This is a genomic window from Chryseobacterium sp. FR048 (genome assembly GCF_056844665.1).
In genome coordinates this window covers 70,936-87,418 of sequence record NZ_JBXDSE010000003.1, presented here as the reverse complement: position 1 = coordinate 87,418, position 16,483 = coordinate 70,936, and the positions used below count along the sequence as shown (strand labels likewise).

General features: G+C 37.7%; 16 protein-coding genes. 7 read left to right on the top strand and 9 right to left on the bottom strand.

What is annotated here, in order from left to right; genetic code table 11:
- Positions 1–99: 99 nt before the first annotated feature.
- Together gldJ and AC106K_RS09675 are read left to right on the top strand one after the other, a co-directional pair.
- Positions 100–1,701 (top strand): gliding motility lipoprotein GldJ, encoded by a 1,602-nt coding sequence (gldJ, locus tag AC106K_RS09680; protein ID WP_482444897.1) that lies wholly within the window; start codon positions 100–102, stop codon positions 1,699–1,701.
- Positions 1,702–1,855: 154 nt separating this feature from the next.
- Positions 1,856–3,127, top strand: coding sequence for a UDP-N-acetylmuramoyl-tripeptide--D-alanyl-D-alanine ligase (locus tag AC106K_RS09675; RefSeq protein ID WP_482444895.1), 1,272 nt, complete (start codon positions 1,856–1,858; stop codon positions 3,125–3,127).
- Between the two features lie 95 nt (positions 3,128–3,222).
- Here the strand turns inward: AC106K_RS09675 and AC106K_RS09670 are convergent, their stop codons facing one another.
- Entirely contained in the window at positions 3,223–3,831 is a 609-nt protein-coding gene (locus AC106K_RS09670; RefSeq protein WP_482444894.1) for an NUDIX hydrolase, read from the bottom strand.
- Positions 3,832–4,459: 628 nt separating this feature from the next.
- Between AC106K_RS09670 and AC106K_RS09665 the strand changes: the two genes are divergently transcribed.
- A complete protein-coding gene (locus AC106K_RS09665) occupies positions 4,460–4,849 on the top strand; it encodes a hypothetical protein (protein ID WP_047094711.1) in 390 nt (129 codons plus the stop codon).
- 157 nt (positions 4,850–5,006) lie between these two features.
- On the opposite strand, the gene AC106K_RS09660 is transcribed toward AC106K_RS09665, so the two are convergent.
- The 6 genes from AC106K_RS09660 to bamG form a co-directional block, all read right to left on the bottom strand.
- Positions 5,007–5,204: a hypothetical protein gene (locus tag AC106K_RS09660; protein ID WP_482444892.1), complete on the bottom strand. Its 198-nt coding sequence runs from the start codon at positions 5,202–5,204 to the stop codon at positions 5,007–5,009.
- A 40-nt stretch (positions 5,205–5,244) separates the two neighbouring features.
- Positions 5,245–6,300, bottom strand: a complete 1,056-nt coding sequence (locus tag AC106K_RS09655) for a hypothetical protein (protein WP_482444891.1) — start codon at positions 6,298–6,300, stop codon at positions 5,245–5,247.
- Between the two features lie 71 nt (positions 6,301–6,371).
- Positions 6,372–7,238 (bottom strand): helix-turn-helix domain-containing protein, encoded by an 867-nt coding sequence (locus AC106K_RS09650; protein ID WP_482444889.1) that lies wholly within the window; start codon positions 7,236–7,238, stop codon positions 6,372–6,374.
- A gap of 156 nt (positions 7,239–7,394) precedes the next feature.
- Positions 7,395–8,438, bottom strand: a complete 1,044-nt coding sequence (locus tag AC106K_RS09645) for an anhydro-N-acetylmuramic acid kinase (RefSeq protein WP_482444887.1) — start codon at positions 8,436–8,438, stop codon at positions 7,395–7,397.
- 11 nt (positions 8,439–8,449) lie between these two features.
- Positions 8,450–9,040 (bottom strand): LPS export ABC transporter periplasmic protein LptC, encoded by a 591-nt coding sequence (gene lptC, locus AC106K_RS09640; protein WP_185289098.1) that lies wholly within the window; start codon positions 9,038–9,040, stop codon positions 8,450–8,452.
- A 1-nt stretch (position 9,041) separates the two neighbouring features.
- Positions 9,042–10,328, bottom strand: coding sequence for a BamG family beta-barrel-assembly machinery protein (bamG, locus tag AC106K_RS09635; protein WP_482444884.1), 1,287 nt, complete (start codon positions 10,326–10,328; stop codon positions 9,042–9,044).
- A 270-nt stretch (positions 10,329–10,598) separates the two neighbouring features.
- Here bamG and AC106K_RS09630 point away from each other — a divergent pair, with 270 nt between their 5' ends.
- On the top strand, positions 10,599–11,717 hold the full coding sequence (locus AC106K_RS09630) for a DNA polymerase III subunit (protein ID WP_482444882.1): 1,119 nt from the start codon (positions 10,599–10,601) through the stop codon (positions 11,715–11,717).
- 53 nt (positions 11,718–11,770) lie between these two features.
- Here AC106K_RS09630 and AC106K_RS09625 read toward each other — a convergent pair whose 3' ends face one another.
- Positions 11,771–11,998, bottom strand: coding sequence for a hypothetical protein (locus AC106K_RS09625; RefSeq protein WP_482444880.1), 228 nt, complete (start codon positions 11,996–11,998; stop codon positions 11,771–11,773).
- 45 nt (positions 11,999–12,043) lie between these two features.
- A complete protein-coding gene (locus tag AC106K_RS09620; RefSeq protein ID WP_482444878.1) occupies positions 12,044–13,111 on the bottom strand; it encodes a hypothetical protein in 1,068 nt (355 codons plus the stop codon).
- A gap of 325 nt (positions 13,112–13,436) precedes the next feature.
- Between AC106K_RS09620 and AC106K_RS09615 the strand changes: the two genes are divergently transcribed.
- The 3 genes from AC106K_RS09615 to AC106K_RS09605 are packed head-to-tail and all read left to right on the top strand — an operon-like array spanning position 13,437 to position 16,483.
- The gene (locus tag AC106K_RS09615) at positions 13,437–14,063 is read left to right on the top strand and encodes a TetR/AcrR family transcriptional regulator (RefSeq protein WP_482444876.1); all 627 of its coding nucleotides are present in this window, start codon (positions 13,437–13,439) and stop codon (positions 14,061–14,063) included.
- Positions 14,047–15,363 carry a TolC family protein gene (locus AC106K_RS09610; protein WP_482444874.1) on the top strand — a complete coding sequence of 439 codons (1,317 nt, stop codon included), beginning with the start codon at positions 14,047–14,049 and terminating at the stop codon, positions 15,361–15,363. The genes AC106K_RS09615 and AC106K_RS09610 overlap by 17 nt, the downstream gene beginning before the upstream one ends.
- 16 nt (positions 15,364–15,379) lie before the next feature.
- The gene (locus tag AC106K_RS09605) at positions 15,380–16,483 is read left to right on the top strand and encodes an HlyD family secretion protein (RefSeq protein WP_482444872.1); all 1,104 of its coding nucleotides are present in this window, start codon (positions 15,380–15,382) and stop codon (positions 16,481–16,483) included.

The following is a 16,483-nucleotide window of genomic DNA, read 5'->3' as shown; positions in this document are numbered from 1 at the left end:
AAATTAATTTGTTAACGTTTTTCAAAAAAATCAAATCTTTATTTGATTTATTGAATAATTTATTTTTTCTTTGTACTCTTGAAAATATTTATATCGACTATGAAAAAACTAAAGTTGTTTTCATTAATAGCATTAAGTTCTACACTTGCATTAACCAGCTGTGGCGGATCAGGGACCAGCAAAGGTGGCGGTACCAAAAAATTTGTCAGTAAAACAGGTTGGAAACCAAACGAAAAACAGGGTTGGTTTTTTGCAGGAAAGCAACAGAAGCAGAAGGGTTGGCCGGGAATGGTATATGTAGAAGGTGGAACTTTTACAATGGGATTAGTGAAAGATGATGTTATGCACGATTGGAATAACACACCACGCAGAATGCAGGTGAGTTCATTCTTTATCGGAGAAACTGAGATTACTAACTACGAATACCGCGAATACCTTACATGGTTGAAGTATGTATTCCCACCAAGTGACCCAAGTTTTAAGGAAATTTATAATGGTGCTTTACCAGATACCTTATTATGGGACAACAAACTAGCAAGAAACGATTATAATGAGACGTACCTGCGTTCTCCGGAATTCGATTATTATCCGGTAGTAGGTGTTTCCTGGACTCAGGCAAACAGATACTGTGAATGGCTGTCAGACAGAGCAAATGAAAAAGCTTTGATGCAGGCAGGTGTTATTGCTAAAGATTTGTACATCAACGAATCCAACAACCAGGGAGGTACTGCATTCAACATGGATAAATTCAAGGCGAATGATCCTGAAATGCAAGGGTACATCAACGAAAAGAGAATGCAGCAAAAATCTGGGATGAAAACAACCAACCAGAGATTATTAGCTGCCAACAGAGCTCCTAACGCTGCGATGGTACAGAAGTTCAGACTTCCTACCGAAGTAGAGTGGGAATATGCAGCTCTTGGAATGGCTAAAAACAGAGAATACAACCAATACCTAGGAAAAAAACCTGAAATCGAAAGATTAAGAGGGGTGAAAGGAAAAGAAAGAGGAATGTTCCTTGAAAACTTCAAAATGGGTAAAGGTGACTATTCCGGTATCTCAGGATGGAAGAATGACGGATCTGCTCAAACTTCAGATGTAAGAATGTATCCATCTAACGACCTTGGAGTATATGGTATGTATGGTAACGTTGCAGAATGGACTGCAGATGTTTACAGACCTATCATCGACGAAGATTACAGTGATTTCAACTACTATAGAGGAAACATGCCTCAGACTATCGTAAGAAACGGTGACGGAACTTACAAAATGATTGACGAAGGCACGATCAAGTATGATACTCTTGCTGACGGAAGATTAGTATACAAAGGTCTTCCTGGACAGTTTGAAAGACAAACGATCGCTGATTACAGAAACTACAGAGATGGTGACAGACAGTCTTCTTTAGAATATTACAGAGCTTCAGATTCTGCTTCAGGATTTGATATGTATAATTCACCTAAGAAAAGCTTCGTTGTAGATGCCAGCGGTAGAGTGAAAATGCAAAAAGACTCTAAAGAAAGAACTTCCGGAATTTCTAACGAGGTTAGAGTAGTAAAAGGTGGTTCTTGGCAGGATACAGCTTATTGGCTGGATCCGGGACAAAGAAGATATAAAAATCAAGGAAGAGCTTATGGTTGGATCGGGTTCCGTGTTGCACAGGATGCCAGAACTAATGATAAGAGTAGAACTAGAAGATAATATTTATCAAAAAAATACTTAAAAAAAACCTTCCGGATTTCCGGAAGGTTTTTTTATTTTTGACTCATGAAATCGCTTCGCCTGAAAAGTCTGAAATACTCGTATAGATTTGGTGACTGCATATGATTTCTTTTAAAAAAATATATATTTCCACATGAATATAGAACAGTTCTATCCTTTGTTTCTGCAGGCAGATAAAGTAACCATCGACAGCAGAAAAATCGCAGAAAATGATATTTTCTTTGCCTTTTCCGGTGACAATTTCAATGCGGCAACATTAGCAGAAAAAGCCATCGATGAGGGAGCTTTAGCCGTAATCGTAGAGCAGCAGGAGTTTGAAAACAGAAATAAAAATATTTTCTATGTTCCGTCTACCCTTGAGTTTTTACAGCAACTAGCTATTTACCATAGATCTCAATTAAACATTCCTTTTATAGGCCTTACCGGAAGCAACGGAAAGACCACGACAAAAGAACTGATTCACGCGGTACTCTCGGAAAAATTCAATGTGCAGTATACCTCGGGAAATCTGAATAATCATATCGGGGTTCCGTTGACGATTCTTTCCATTAAACCTGAACATGAAATGGCTGTTATAGAAATGGGAGCCAATCATCAGAAAGAGATCGAGTTTCTGTGTACCATTTCGAAGCCTGATTTCGGATATATTACCAATTTCGGGAAAGCCCATTTAGAAGGTTTTGGTGGTTTTGAAGGGGTGATCAAAGGGAAATCTGAGTTGTATGACTACCTTAAAAATAATCATAAGACTATCATAGTCAATGAAAATGATCCTATCCAGGTTGAAAAAACAGAAAACTATTCACCTGTTATCACCTTTGGAAAAGAAAGCTCTGCTTATTATTTTGAAGCTTTTTCAGAAGAGCATTTTGTAGGATTAAGCTACGAAGGAGAGAAAGCCGTATCAAAGCTTACCGGGGAATATAATTTTACCAACCTTTGTGCTGCAGCCAGTCTTGGTCTTCATTTTGGGATCAGCTTTGAAAAAATACAACACGCAATAGAAGTATATACCCCTACCAATATGCGTTCACAGGTTGTGAAAAAAGATAGCAGAACACTGGTGCTGGATACTTATAATGCAAACCCAAGTTCTATGACTGCTTCACTGAATAATTTTATCAGCTTTGAAGGCCGTAAAACCATTATTATCGGTGATATGCTTGAATTGGGTACAGAAAGTGAGAAAGAGCATCAGAACATCTTAAAGCTGGCTCAGGAGCTTAATTTCGACGAAATCATTACCGTAGGAAAACATTTTAAAGCGGTGAATGCTTCAGGATCTGCTTTTGAAAATACAGCAGAACTGATAGACTATCTGAAACAGCATAGAATTCAGTCAGACAATATATTACTGAAAGGATCAAGAGGAATAGCCCTTGAAAAAGTGATTGATTTTATTTAAAAAGTAAAAAAGCCGGAGGCTGGGAGAGGGAAGTACCTGAAGGTGATTATAGGGTAGTTCTCTTTTTCATTCTTCTGGCGTCCAACTCTGTCCATTTATTTTTTTGAATCCCAGAATTCTTTTACAATCAGCTTAATATTCTGGAATGTGCTTGGGAACACCTCACTTTCAATCTGAGACGTATTTTTCCAGGCTACTTCAGTAATGCCTTCTTCTATTTGTGGTTTCGAAGTATCTTCCCCATTGAAGTTCATTTCAAACCAATGCGTACATTTCAGAATCTTTTCTCCATTTCTTTCCACGTAAATGTGGTAGGTGGTGTTGATGAATTCAATAAGCTCAACGTCTCTCAGTCCGGTTTCTTCTTCAATTTCCCGTACTGCAGATTCTTCTCTGGATTCACCTTTCTCCATTTTTCCTTTCGGAAGATCCCATCTTCCTAATCTCTTGATGAAAAGAGTCTCTCCTTGAGCATTATTGACAAGTCCTCCCGCTGCTTCAATGATCCTGAAAAGTTTCTGGAATTCATCCCAGATCTCATCAATATTCTCACCGAAAACATTCAGCTCGTTGACAGAAGTATTCTCCAAACGATCCAATGCAATCTCTAAAGTCGTGAAACTTTCATACTCAAGCTTTTTTTCAAGCTCCTCAGGATGCTTGGAAATCAGTAATTTTTTTTCGTTCACAAAAACTTTGTACATTTTCAATATTTATTGGAGGTATTGGTAATCAGTTATTTGTATTTTGTAGAGATTTTAAAACAGACAGAAGTTTATGCCTATTTTAATGGCCTTCTACTAAAATATATTCGCAAATATATAAAATAAAGCACAAAATGCTCCGTAAAGGACCTTATTTTTCTTCCCGGAACAGATGTTTGGATTTAGTTTAAATTAATTGCTTAGAAATTTTATTCGCGTTCCTTATAATATAATGTAAAAGAAGGAGGGAGATGAAATTATATATCGGGATTTTACCCGTAGATCTCTATAGAAATAAATACAGATAGGCTTATTCATCTAGGTTTTAAAGCTTTAATGAGCAATTTTCCCGATTAGAGATTCTTTCTGCTATTGATTTGTTTTCCAGTTGAGCATTCTCTCTTTAAAAGTATGCTTCGGGTAGTGTCTTTGTTGATTTTTTTTATAATTTTGTTGTAAGAGTAAATATAAGAGATCACCATCTCATGTTAGCTTTTGATAAGAGATATAAATCTGAAAGTTTTTGAAACGGAATATTTACTGTTATTGATCAGAATATTGTCTAAAGTATTGATCATTAATTTAATGCGGAAGTACAGGAATTAAAAATTTAAATACAAAATAAAAAATGAATTTAGAAGGACGAAAAATTATTGTCAATAAATCATCCAAAGAGCTGGCGGAATTGCTGAAATTCCCTGAAAACTACAAAGATTTCATGCCAGATGGTCTTCAGAAATTTGAAACAAGAGACAACGGTTTTAAATTCGGACTACAGGGAATGCCTGAAATCGCATTAAAAATAGATGAAGTGACGGATCAGAAAGCGGTTTTGAAATCTGCAAGCTCAAGTTTAGATTTTTCATTAACGGCGACTTTGAACCCTATCAACGAGAACCAGACTGAAGTTCAGATGTTATTTGAAGGAAAATTCAACCCTTTCATCAAGATGATGGTAGAAAAGCCATTACAGAACTTTATCAATACGCTTACTGATAAGATCGAAGCTTATAAATAACAAAAACCTTCATTTTTGAAGGTTTTTTTATTTTCCTGAGAAGCAAAATAGAAAAAGCGTAATCATACATTTTCCGGATAATTAAATCTTACTAACGATGCGGTCCCGGTCCTGCATTGACTTTTCCTATTTTAAATCTTCTCAAATATATTGGGTCTCAATAGGCTCCTATAAGCTCTGCTCTTATTTCGATAATTTTTTTATGCTGAACAGGAGTGGAGGATTGTGTGTTTTCTAAAACCCATGTAACAGGGGAAGACCTTTCTTTACTTTTTTTACAGCTGGAGAATAGGCTTCCGGCAATTACTGCTAAAAACAGTAGATGGATTAGTGTCTGAAATTCTGCTTTTCTCATACTTCAAATATTTTTTACCCCTCAGATCTTTTCATTATTCCTACTGACTCTTTTTAAAAAGTCCTGCCTTCAAGTTTAAGCCAATTGAGCCTTCTGCCAATTGCAGATAATTACGTTTACTCTGATCCTTCTCAATCATTACATTTCCAGAAGTCTGTACATTTTTCATTTCCAGAAAATCTGTTGAAGTGGCATCGCTGTCGCTTAGTGGGCCGCTTCCATATCCCGCCAGTTTGGTATACCCGGCAAAAATACTGTCGGAAGCTTTGTATCTGCGTTTACTGCCTTTTTCTCTGATCCATACTGTGCTTGTATTGGCTATGATGTTATGGTGGAAATCAAAATCATCTCCATTAGTGCCTTGTGTAGTCCAGACTCCGCAGAAATAGCCGCCATATACCAGAGAGTAGCGCATAGCGCTGCGGCTGCCGGCTCCGCCATCATTTTTCCAAAAGACAACGGGAATTTTACAATTGAAAAAGACACAATGATCGATCACCAGACCATAACCATTGGCTATAACTCCTACATGTAATGGCAATACATCCGCATTTCCGGCAAACATACATTGTGATACAAGCAGATCATCCAGGCTTTTTCCATCACGCCATATAGGATAAGAACGCCGCAGATCAGTACCGTCTATATAAGAATAATCAGGGCTTCCGGTGAAGCGCAGTCCTTCAATACTAACGTGGCTTACTTCCGGTTGTATCCCTTTCGCCTCCTGTCCGCCTATACCTGGTTCAAGAGGAACTGCGGTTACTACAACGGGCATTTTTTGAGGAGTCCAGTCTGTATCATCGGGCATGACATCCGCACGAATGATAAGACGATCTTTAAGAGTGTATTTATCATTGGTAAATATTACCGTTTGGGTTAACAGATGTACCCCTTCTGAAAGGAAAATGGTAGTTGCTCCCGGCTCTTTGTTTAAGTTGACACGCCTTGCAGCTTCCAAAATTGTTTTAAGCGGCTGTACTTTAGTTCCGGAATAAGTGTCGTTACCCGTCCTGGGATTAACGTACAATTGCTCTGCCTGCACCAGAAGGACACCTATCATGAAGAATAGAAGACTGAATGTATATTTTATCATGTTCCTTTTTTTTGTAAAATTAGGAACAGTCACCATTTATAAAAAGGTCATTTTATTTTTATAATGGTCATTTATATATTCTTTCGGTATTGCTGAGGAGTACTTCCTGTAAACTTTTTAAAGAAACGGTTGAAATTGGAGGGGTCTGAAAACCCAAATTCATAGGCAATCTCCTTGGCAGATTTGTTTTGGTAAAGCTGTTTTTTGATTTCTGAAACTAATTTATAATGGATCATTTGCTGTGCAGATAATCCACTGAATTGCCTGCAGATTTTATTAAGAAATCCTGCGCTGATATTAAGCATTTTTGAATAACCTTCCACCGTCCGGTCATTCACAAAATTTCTTTCCAGTAAAGATCGGAATCTATAAAAATCAGAATGAATATAAGTGTCTCTCTGAACATCATAAACCTCCGCATAATATCGGTTGAGAATAACAAGCAATTGATATAAAAGTGACCTGATCAAATGATTACTGTCATTCTGCAGCTGCCCGAATTCCTGCTCTATACTATGCAAAAGCTCCCTGCATTTTTCAAAGGAGATCTCTGATACCTGCATTTCTGTTGGACGTGAATATTGATGGAAGTATTGAAACCGATGTAAAAATAGCTCATCTGAAAAGAAAAGATTGAGGAAATCTTTTTCAAAGAGTAGAATATAGCCTTTTACCTTTTCTTCAATTTCCCAACGGCGTATTTGCCCTGGACTTGTAAAAATAATGGTTTGCGGGGCTATCGAAATCTTATTCTCGTCCAATGTAAAAGTTCCTGCTCCCTTTTCGATAAAAAGAATTTCATAAAAACTGAGCTGATGCAGCGTATTATCCAGAACAAAATGATTCAGCGTTTCGATGTGTCCTATATCTAATAACAGCTCCAGGCCATATTTATAGGGGAGAAAGTGATACGTTTTAATTTTTGTCACTGATGCCATTTCTTTTACAATTTTCTTCTCATTACAAAGATGAGTTAAAAATACAAATTTTCTGTTGGCTGTATCATTGGTAAAAAAGAATGCTCTGCATCAATATGGTTATAAAGGATATTGCTTTGTGGAACTGATAGCGGAATTGGGATGATGAAACTTTGTCTAAGCGAGAATTCCTGAAGAATGATCTGCAGTACTTCCTGTAGCAGAAGAAAGAACGTTTATTTCATTATTCATCCTTAAAACTCCCATGAAAGCAAATATCAGAGCTTCCTTATAGTCGACGATCTCTTTTTCAGGAAAGATGACTTCAGCTGTTGTTTTTGCTTTTATCTTTTCAATCAAAAATGTGTTGTAGGCACCTCCTCCGGTAATGAGGATGTCTTTTATTCCATATTCATGGATGATGGTGGAAATCTGATGGGCAATATGTTCCGTAAATGTAGCTAAAGCATCCAAAGTATTGACCGATTTCAGAACCGGAAATATATGTTTGTTGCACCATTCCACACCTAATGATTTTGGGTGGGGAAGCTGATAGAATTCTAAAGAATTGAGCTGTTCCAATAGCAATGCGTCAATGTTTCCCTTTTTTGCCAGTTCACCATTTTCATCAAAATCTTTGTTCAATTGCTGAGCCAGCTGATTCAGGACAATGTTGACCGGAGCAATGTCGAAAGCGATTCTTTTCCCGTTGGATGATAAAGAAATATTGGAGAACCCACCAAGATTAAGGCATGCGCTGTACTTTGAAAATAGCAGTTCGTCTCCTATTGGAACGAGTGGTGCACCATTTCCTTCCATCAATACGTCCTGGCTTCTAAAATCATAGAGAACAGGTAACTTTGTTTCCAGTTTTATCGCTCTTCCGTCTCCTATCTGGAGGGTGAATTTTCGTTGTGGCTGATGAAATACTGTATGGCCGTGAGAGGCAATCAGACTGATATTTTCAAGCTGATGCTTTTGTATAAAATTTTTTACCTGCCGGCCGAGATAAAATCCATAGTCAGAATTCAGTTCCTGCAGATCTTCCGCCGAAAGATGAATAGAGTTTCGCAGCTTATTTTCCCAGTCTTTAGAATAGGGAAGGGTCTCTGCTTTCAGAATCCTGAAATTCCATGGGTTCTGTTTTTCAAATTCAGCAAAGCAAATATCCAAACCGTCCAGACTTGTTCCGGACATGAGCCCAATAGCCAGCGTTTTCATGATGATGGAATTTATTTTTTATTCTCAGAGATCCTTTTTGAGCTGAAATCTCCTGAGTTATTATAGAAGGTATATTCAGAGAAATCATCCTTGGCTGTCATCCCATTGGCTCCTACAAGGGTAGAGCCGTCTTCCATGGTTACGTAAACCGTATCTTTCGTATAGATTCTCTTTTTTCTCTGATCCCAGAAGATACTCTGCATGGCAAACTTCTGTCCTTCGTTCGTAGTGATTCTTACGTTGCCTTTTGCTTCGTAGAATTGTTTATAGTCGTAAAACTTAGCATATTTTGCTTTGATCGTTCCCGGAATCTTTGGCTTTTTCTTATCAAAAAACTGGATGTCAACCCCTTTTCTGGCTACAGTATAAGGACTGTCTATCAGCTCGTACTTCTCGATGATAGGAGCTTTAGCCTTCAGGATGACAAATCCGGAGTCACGCTGTACAATATTGGCATTATTAATCGTCTGTGAAGGAAAATTTTTGCTCTGGCTGCCTTTATTTTTAGTAAGGTCCTCTTCACAGGATGTCAATATAAAAAATATAGCACAACTAAAAAGGCATGCTATATTTTTATATGATATTTTTTTTGAAAAATTCATTCTAGTTATAAAGAGTCTTTCTGAACCACTTATCAGCAAAATTGAAGCCGATTCTCAGGTTGACGAAATTCTGGTTGATCAGATCATTCTTAAGAGTTCCTCTCTTACCTACTTCTAATCCTATCTCAAGACCACTCATTCTGGTAATACTGCTGTTTTTGAATGGAAGCATTACCCCTGCTGTGATACCGTATTTATTGATGCTGGTCCCTTCCAGTTTTAGATTCCCTCTTTCATAGAAAGCTCCATATCGGTAGACTACCCTTGAGAAGTAGTTTCTGAAGTTATTATAGTTAGGAAGATACCATCCACCGGCAGAAATTCTATAGCTATCCTGGAAATCGATGGTACGGCCAAAGTAAGAAACATTTTCTCCTTTTTTATAATCAACCTGGCCGGAAATAAACCAGTGATTGTCACTTCCGTATCCTGCTCCTACAGAGGCCTGGAAAGGAAGAAGGTTTTTAGTGTTGAGGCTTCTCTGTTCAAGAATGCTTTCATCCATCTTTGTCCCTGCTTTTTCATCAGCATATCTGTAAGTGCTGTTGACATAGTCGCTTGTTGTATTCCCTGTATTCCCGAAAGTAGCAGTAGCTCCTAACGTTAATTTTTTATCTGTACGGGTGTTCAGAGTTTGGTAGCTCGTCCCCAACGTAAAGTTGAAGTTTCTGATTTTGGTCTGAGTTTCATACCCATTCACATATTCAGTTCCGGCGGCTCTGAATTCGTTACGGTCGTTCAGATCTCCAAAATAAAGATTGGCCTTGGCACCCACTGAGAATTGCTGATTGATTTTATAACCCACTGCAACCTGAGCAATGTTTATTGTACCATTTCCTTTAAAGTTATTTCGGTACTTTACACTTCCATCAGCATTAAGCTGGTCCGTTACAATATCATAACTTTTGGAGCTGTAAGGCTGATAAGAGATTCCCATTTTCACTTTTGATGAAATAGGAAAAGCTAATGAAATATTGGAAAGATACGTAGAATGCTTTGTAGATTTCATATCGTTATAGTTCGATTTGAAATAATTGTTTTCGTTAGTAGCTTCCAGTTTGATACTCGTAAGTTCGAAATTGGTGTTGTTTGCAGGGTTTGCAAAGTTGAAACTGCTGGTAAAGTCACTTATATAAGCTGTTGATATACCTCCCATGGAAGCAGTTTCGATCGTATTATCATATTTTACATCTCCAATTCCATATGCTGCATAGGGAGAGTTACTTAGACTCTGTGCATTCAGAAAATATCCAACTGATATGAATGATACTACAAAGATTTTTTTCATTCTTTCTTTTTAAAACAATGCGCAAATATCTTAAATATTAATGAATTGTAAAAATTATATGTGGTTAAAGTTTGTTAAGGCCTGATATAATGGGAAATTTTGAATCTTTAGAGGGTATTTATTGTAAATTACCATTCAAGATGAATAGGGAATAGTTCATCCGTTTAACCTGTAAATCTGTTGGGCCATATATCCACTTACAGACTTTATAAAGCAAAAATTGACCGTTGACCATTCTCAGATTTATTCCCGATTTCTTATCTTTGAAACATGAATTGGGAGAACATCGCCGGACAGGTGAATCTGAAAAAACTACTTAGAGAAAGCATCGCTGAAAACAGAGTGAGCCACGCCCAGCTTTTCGTAGGAAAAGAAGGATACGGAACATTACCTATGGTATTGGCCTATGCAAGAGAAATCTTAAGTCAGGAAAATGAGCATGCCGCTGCCAAAGTAGAGCATCTCAATCACCTGGATCTGCATTTCAGCTTTCCTGTTTTTACCGATAACAGAAACTCTTTAAGCAAAAATAAATTCGACGAATTCCGGGAGATGATTCTGAATTCTCCTTATGCCAGTTATGATGACTGGACAGCCTTCCTGGAATCTGAAAATAAACAGCTTTTTATTTCTGCAGATGAAATAGATGACCAGAACCAGAAATTCTCCTTAAAAAGTTATGAAGGAGGAACTAAAATCCTCATTGTATGGAGAGCCGATAAAATGAATATCGCAGCTTCCAACAAGTTTCTGAAATTTCTGGAGGAGCCACCGGCAAAGACAATCATTCTGCTTACCGCTGAAAGTACCAATGATATATTGCCTACCATCCTGTCCAGAACACAGATCGTAGAAATCCCGAGAATACAGGATGAAGATCTTGAAAAATATCTTAAGCAAAATCATGCGGTTACGGATGAAAAGGTGAGGGAAGTGGTACATGAAGCTCAGGGAAATCTCAATGAAGCCATTAAACTGCTGAAATCAGGAGATAAAACCAATGAGTTTGAAAAGCTGTTTGTACAATGGGTAAGAGACGCGTTCATGGTAAAAAAGAAACCGGCGTATCTTAAAAGTATTATTTTCTGGGCCAGAGAAATCGCAGGTTGGAACAGAGAAAAACAAAAGAACTTTCTGAATTACTGCTCTGAGATCTTCAGGTTGGCATTGTTGCAGAATTATCAGTCTGAAAATCTGGTATACAAAAAGATCGATGCCAATGGATTCAACTGGGCCGGATTTTCAAAATTTATCAGTGGAGCCAATATTGAAAGCATCCTGGAAGAAATCAATGCGGCAGACCTGCATCTGACCAGAAACGGAAATCCTAAAATAGTATGGACGGATCTTGGGATAAAATTATCAAGATATATTCATAAAAGTACATAAAACAAAACTCCGGAAATTTTCCGGAGTTTTTATTTTTTAGCTTTATCTGTGGTCTACGCTGCTTTTTTCTCTTTGGCAGTCTTTTTCTCTTTTGAGGTATTCTCAGCCGTTTTCATCTTTGCGTCGCAGCCTTTATGATGAGCGTCCGAACACGCTTTTTTATCCTTTACAGAGCATTCTTTTTTATCTTTTCCGGCACAGCACCCACCTTCTTTTGGTTTTTCCTGAGCATAGCTGAATGTGAATAAACCGATAGCAAGAATTGAGATTATTTTTTTCATGATTTAAAATTTTTAAGTGCCTAAATGTAATACTTTTTTGCTTACTTATGAATTTTTTAATGATGCCTGAAATTCCTGCATTTCTTTTTCCATAAAATCAGGATTACCAAGCTGTTTTCGTACAGATTTTATATTGCCAATGGTACTTTCCAGAGCCGTTTTGAACCATGGGAATTCCTGACTTAAAGAAGTAAGTTTTGCCAGGGCTCTCAGAGCATTATCACTTTGTGATAACTGTACTGCATGTTCATATCTGAAGACAGGACAATAATAATATTCTTCTGCTAAATAGTCCCAGGTGTCATTATCAGCCTCTGTATTCATCAGATAAAGCATAGCGAAAATAGAAGAATCTGTATAGCCTTCTGAGAACCTGAAACAATCGAAAACAGATTCTGTATCATTCCGTTCTATCTTTTTATCAAATACTTCATGAAACAGCTGATGAGAAAGTTCTTTATCCGAATGATTGCCCACGATATGAAGAACCGTTGCATATTCCACTTTTACAGAGTCATCTTCAGAATGATTTTTGTAAGCGGTCTCAATATATTCTCTTGCCGTATTATTATCCAGTAAAACCCGGTGAAGTTTTGAAAGTGAAACCAGCTCCTCTTTGGTAAAATCTCTTTTATCCGACATTTTTTTCTCAAAATAAAGAAGTGCTTTTTTAGCATAGCGGTCTTTTACAAACCTTTCAATCACCTGCCAGTCTTCAAGCTTTTCAAATTGAGAGTGGTCCCAGAAACGGTAAAACAATGAAATACGGTCCCATTTTGACTGAATGCCTGACCATTCTGCAAAAAGATCACCGTAAGCCTGATGTGCGGAAAGACTGTTCCCTTTATCATCTTTGATCTTAATATCAATTTCAAGACCAGGATCAGAATGAAACCTTTTGAACGCCTCTACCATTTCAAGGTCGAAGCGGTTTTCATCCTCATTGATTTCGGTAACGGTCTCTTCTGGTGTTACATTGGCCTCTTCAGCCAATGGTGGTGTTTCCTCAGGTAATGCGGCAGTTATTACTTCATCCGGAGACTCCGCTTTAAGAGGTATTTCATCTGTCTGATTTTTCTTCTTCTTTTTAAAAAGGAAATCAAAAAAGCCCATAAAATTCGTTTTTTTGTAAATATAATATCTTTTTTGACCTGTTGCCGGATTTTCAGATAAATCTTATTAAAGTCAGGAAGCTGGAAGAGGGGAGTGATCAGGTTTGTATCAGGCTGTTGTCTTTCTGTTTTTTGTATTCTCTATACCAGATTGGAGAGTTTTCATATGATCTTTCAAGCTCTTTTTCCCCTTCAAGCCTTTATTAATCTTATTTATAGAAGTCATCTTTTATCAGTAATACATTAAATCTATATAAAAAAATCAATCAATCGTTTGATTTTATTTGAAACTTGTGTACATTTGCGCCCTGAAAAATGAACACAGCATGATTTCAAAAGAAGAAAATATACTGTTTGCAGCCGAAAAGCTTTTTGCTGAGAAGGGGTTTGAAGGAACTTCCACTCGGGAAATTGCCAAGGCAGCTCATGTAAACATCTCTATGATTTCGTATTATTTTGGTTCTAAAGAAAAGCTTTATGAGAAACTGGTTGAATACAGGATGAATGAAGGCCAGTTTTTTTCAAAAGATATTCTAAGCAGAACGGATATTAACGAATGGCAGAAAATCGAGAAAGTAATCGATCAGTTTTCCGACAGAATAAGAACTCAGAAATGCTTTTACAGGATTATGCAGAGAGAGCAGCTGTATACCAAAAATCCTCAGATTGTAGAGTTTTTGAAACAGACCAAAATGGGATTCCTTTCCATGTATTCCCAGATATTGGAGAGTGGTCTGAAAAATGGGGTTTTTACCAAGAATCCTCCTATTTATCTGCTTCATTCCACCATCAGCGGAACTTTGTTTTATGCATTCAATGCCAAAGAAATGTATAAAGAATTCCTTAATGATACAGAAGAGGAGAGTGTTTTTGACCAAACCTTCTATACAGAACTTAATAAACATATAAAATATTTACTAAAAGACCTTTTAGGTTATGAAGAGAATAAATAACTCAGTGATTGCATTATCACTATTCGTAGGAATAGCAAATGCGAATGCTCAGGAGAAAAAGACCCTTTCTCTTGACGAAGCTGTGCAGCTGGGAATCCAGAACAGCAAGAATCTCAAGATCGATGCAGCCAAGATCGAAGAGGCTACAGCTGATCTTTTGGAAGCCAAAAACAGACAGCTTCCGGAATTGAAAGTTTCAGGAAGCTATATGTACCTTCCCATAAAACCGAATGTTGATATTAAACTTCCGGGGCTTTCCGGTGGTGCAGGTGGTCCGGAAGTACACCAGGTGCTTTACGGTTCTGCTAACCTTAGTGTTCCTATCTACAGTGGTGGAAGGATCAAATACGGCATCCAGTCTGCAAAATATCTGGTAGAAGCTTCTAAGCTGAGTACTGAAAATGATAAGATTGCCATTGCTTACAATGTAGCACAGGCCTATAACAACCTGTTTAAAGCCAATCAGTCTATCAAAGTTTTTGAAGAAAATCTTACAGCCTCCCAGAAAAGAGATGAAACTTTCCTTAAACTGGAAAATAACGGTTTGATTGCCAGAAACGACAGATTAAAAGCCAATCTTCAGACATCCAACATCGAACTTCAACTGTTGGAAGCCAGAAATAACTACAATATTGCCAACATCAATATGGACCTTTTATTAGGACTTCCGGAAACTACAGAACTTCAGGTAGATGAAAACTATATTGAAGAAGGTTCAGACGTGAAACCGGTTGATTTTTATGTGAATGAAGCAAGAGAAAACCGTAAGGATCTTCAGGCATTGGTTCAGCAGAGAAAAGCAGCAGAATTGGGAACAAAAGCTGCTAAAGCAGAAAACCTTCCGTCCATAGCATTTACCGGAGGGTATGTAGCCGCAGATATTCCGAAATTTCTTACCGTATACAATGCCATCAACGTAGGAATTGGAGTTTCTTATAACCTATCCAATCTTTGGAAAGAAAATTCATCATTGAGACAGTCTCAGGCGAGAGAAAAACAACTGGCTGCCACTGACGAATTATTGAATGACAACATCAAACTTGACGTCAACAGAGAATATCAGAACACAGATTACTCGAAAAAAAGAATCATAGTTTTCGAAAAGTCGGCAGAACAGGCTAATGAAAACTATAGAATCACCAAAAACAAATATGACAACGGCCTTGCGACCATGACAGAGTTATTGGATGCCGACGCCGCTCAGATTGCTGCCAACGTTGGCGTGATCAATGCCAAGGCAGATGCTGCACTGGCTTACAGAAAACTATTACAGACAACAGGAACTTTAACAATTAAATAATCAGATCGAAACCAAAATGGAAAATAATAATACACAGGCAGCTGAACCTAAAAAGAAAAAAAGTTTAGTTTTTCCTATCATTTTAGCGGCAGTAGTAATCGGAGGAGGTATCTACGGTTACAGAGCCTACACTTATGGGCAGTATCACGAAGAAACTGACGATGCTCAGATTGCTTCCAATATGGCACCGGTAATTTCTAAAATATCAGGATATGTAGCTCAGGTAAAAGTAAAAGACAACCAGTTTGTAAAAAAGGGAGATACGTTGGTGATTTTGGATAACAGAGATCAGAAAATGGCTCTTGATCAGGCTCAGGCAGCATTATCTACAGCTAAAAGTAACATCTCTAATGCAGAAGCTACAACAACGGCTACTTCAAAAAATATCGGTTCTTCAGAAGCAGCAGTAGTTACGGCTAATGCTCAGATAGAAGCCGCAAAAGTAAATGTTTGGAAAACTTCTCAGGATTTGAAGAGATATGCTAATCTTGTAAAAGACCATTCTATTACAGAACAACAGTACGAGCAGGCTTTAGCGGCAAAACAATCTGCAGACAGACAGCTGCAGGTTTTAGTGGACCAAAGAAATCAAATTGCTCAGCAAACACATATTGCATCTTCTCAAACGGCAGCAAGCTCACAACAAATCAGTGTTGCAGGATCTGTAGCTAAACAAAGAGAAGTAGATGTTGAAAATGCGAAATTAAACTTATCATACACCGTAATCCTGGCTCCTGAAGATGGATATGTAGGAAAAGTACCCACACAAGCAGGTCAGTACCTGCAGGCGGGAGCACAGTTGTTTGCTTTGGTGAAGAACGACCAGAAATGGGTAGTGGCCAACTTTAAAGAAACGCAGGTAGATAAAATGTTAGAAGGACAGAAAGTGAAAATAGAGATTGATGCTTTCCCTGACAAAGAATTTGAAGGAGTAGTAAGCTCATTCTCTCCAGCTACAGGAGCTACTTTCTCTATCCTTCCTCCGGACAATGCGAGTGGTAACTTCGTAAAAGTGGTTCAGAGGCTTCCTGTAAAGATCGATTTTGTAAATATTGATAAGAATATTGCAAAAAGATTGAGAACAGGGATGAATGTGAAGGCAGAGGTTGCTTTAAAATAA

Excerpts from the sequence above, each read along its gene's own strand:
- gldJ (WP_482444897.1), top strand. The coding sequence starts at position 100 with ATGAAAAAACTAAAGTTGTTTTCATTAATAGCATTAAGTTCTACACTT.
- AC106K_RS09675 (WP_482444895.1), top strand. The coding sequence starts at position 1,856 with ATGAATATAGAACAGTTCTATCCTTTGTTTCTGCAGGCAGATAAAGTA.
- AC106K_RS09670 (WP_482444894.1), bottom strand. The coding sequence starts at position 3,831 with ATGTACAAAGTTTTTGTGAACGAAAAAAAATTACTGATTTCCAAGCAT.
- AC106K_RS09665 (WP_047094711.1), top strand. The coding sequence starts at position 4,460 with ATGAATTTAGAAGGACGAAAAATTATTGTCAATAAATCATCCAAAGAG.
- AC106K_RS09660 (WP_482444892.1), bottom strand. The coding sequence starts at position 5,204 with ATGAGAAAAGCAGAATTTCAGACACTAATCCATCTACTGTTTTTAGCA.
- AC106K_RS09655 (WP_482444891.1), bottom strand. The coding sequence starts at position 6,300 with ATGATAAAATATACATTCAGTCTTCTATTCTTCATGATAGGTGTCCTT.
- AC106K_RS09650 (WP_482444889.1), bottom strand. The coding sequence starts at position 7,238 with ATGGCATCAGTGACAAAAATTAAAACGTATCACTTTCTCCCCTATAAA.
- AC106K_RS09645 (WP_482444887.1), bottom strand. The coding sequence starts at position 8,438 with ATGAAAACGCTGGCTATTGGGCTCATGTCCGGAACAAGTCTGGACGGT.
- lptC (WP_185289098.1), bottom strand. The coding sequence starts at position 9,040 with ATGAATTTTTCAAAAAAAATATCATATAAAAATATAGCATGCCTTTTT.
- bamG (WP_482444884.1), bottom strand. The coding sequence starts at position 10,328 with ATGAAAAAAATCTTTGTAGTATCATTCATATCAGTTGGATATTTTCTG.
- AC106K_RS09630 (WP_482444882.1), top strand. The coding sequence starts at position 10,599 with ATGAATTGGGAGAACATCGCCGGACAGGTGAATCTGAAAAAACTACTT.
- AC106K_RS09625 (WP_482444880.1), bottom strand. The coding sequence starts at position 11,998 with ATGAAAAAAATAATCTCAATTCTTGCTATCGGTTTATTCACATTCAGC.
- AC106K_RS09620 (WP_482444878.1), bottom strand. The coding sequence starts at position 13,111 with ATGGGCTTTTTTGATTTCCTTTTTAAAAAGAAGAAGAAAAATCAGACA.
- AC106K_RS09615 (WP_482444876.1), top strand. The coding sequence starts at position 13,437 with ATGATTTCAAAAGAAGAAAATATACTGTTTGCAGCCGAAAAGCTTTTT.
- AC106K_RS09610 (WP_482444874.1), top strand. The coding sequence starts at position 14,047 with ATGAAGAGAATAAATAACTCAGTGATTGCATTATCACTATTCGTAGGA.
- AC106K_RS09605 (WP_482444872.1), top strand. The coding sequence starts at position 15,380 with ATGGAAAATAATAATACACAGGCAGCTGAACCTAAAAAGAAAAAAAGT.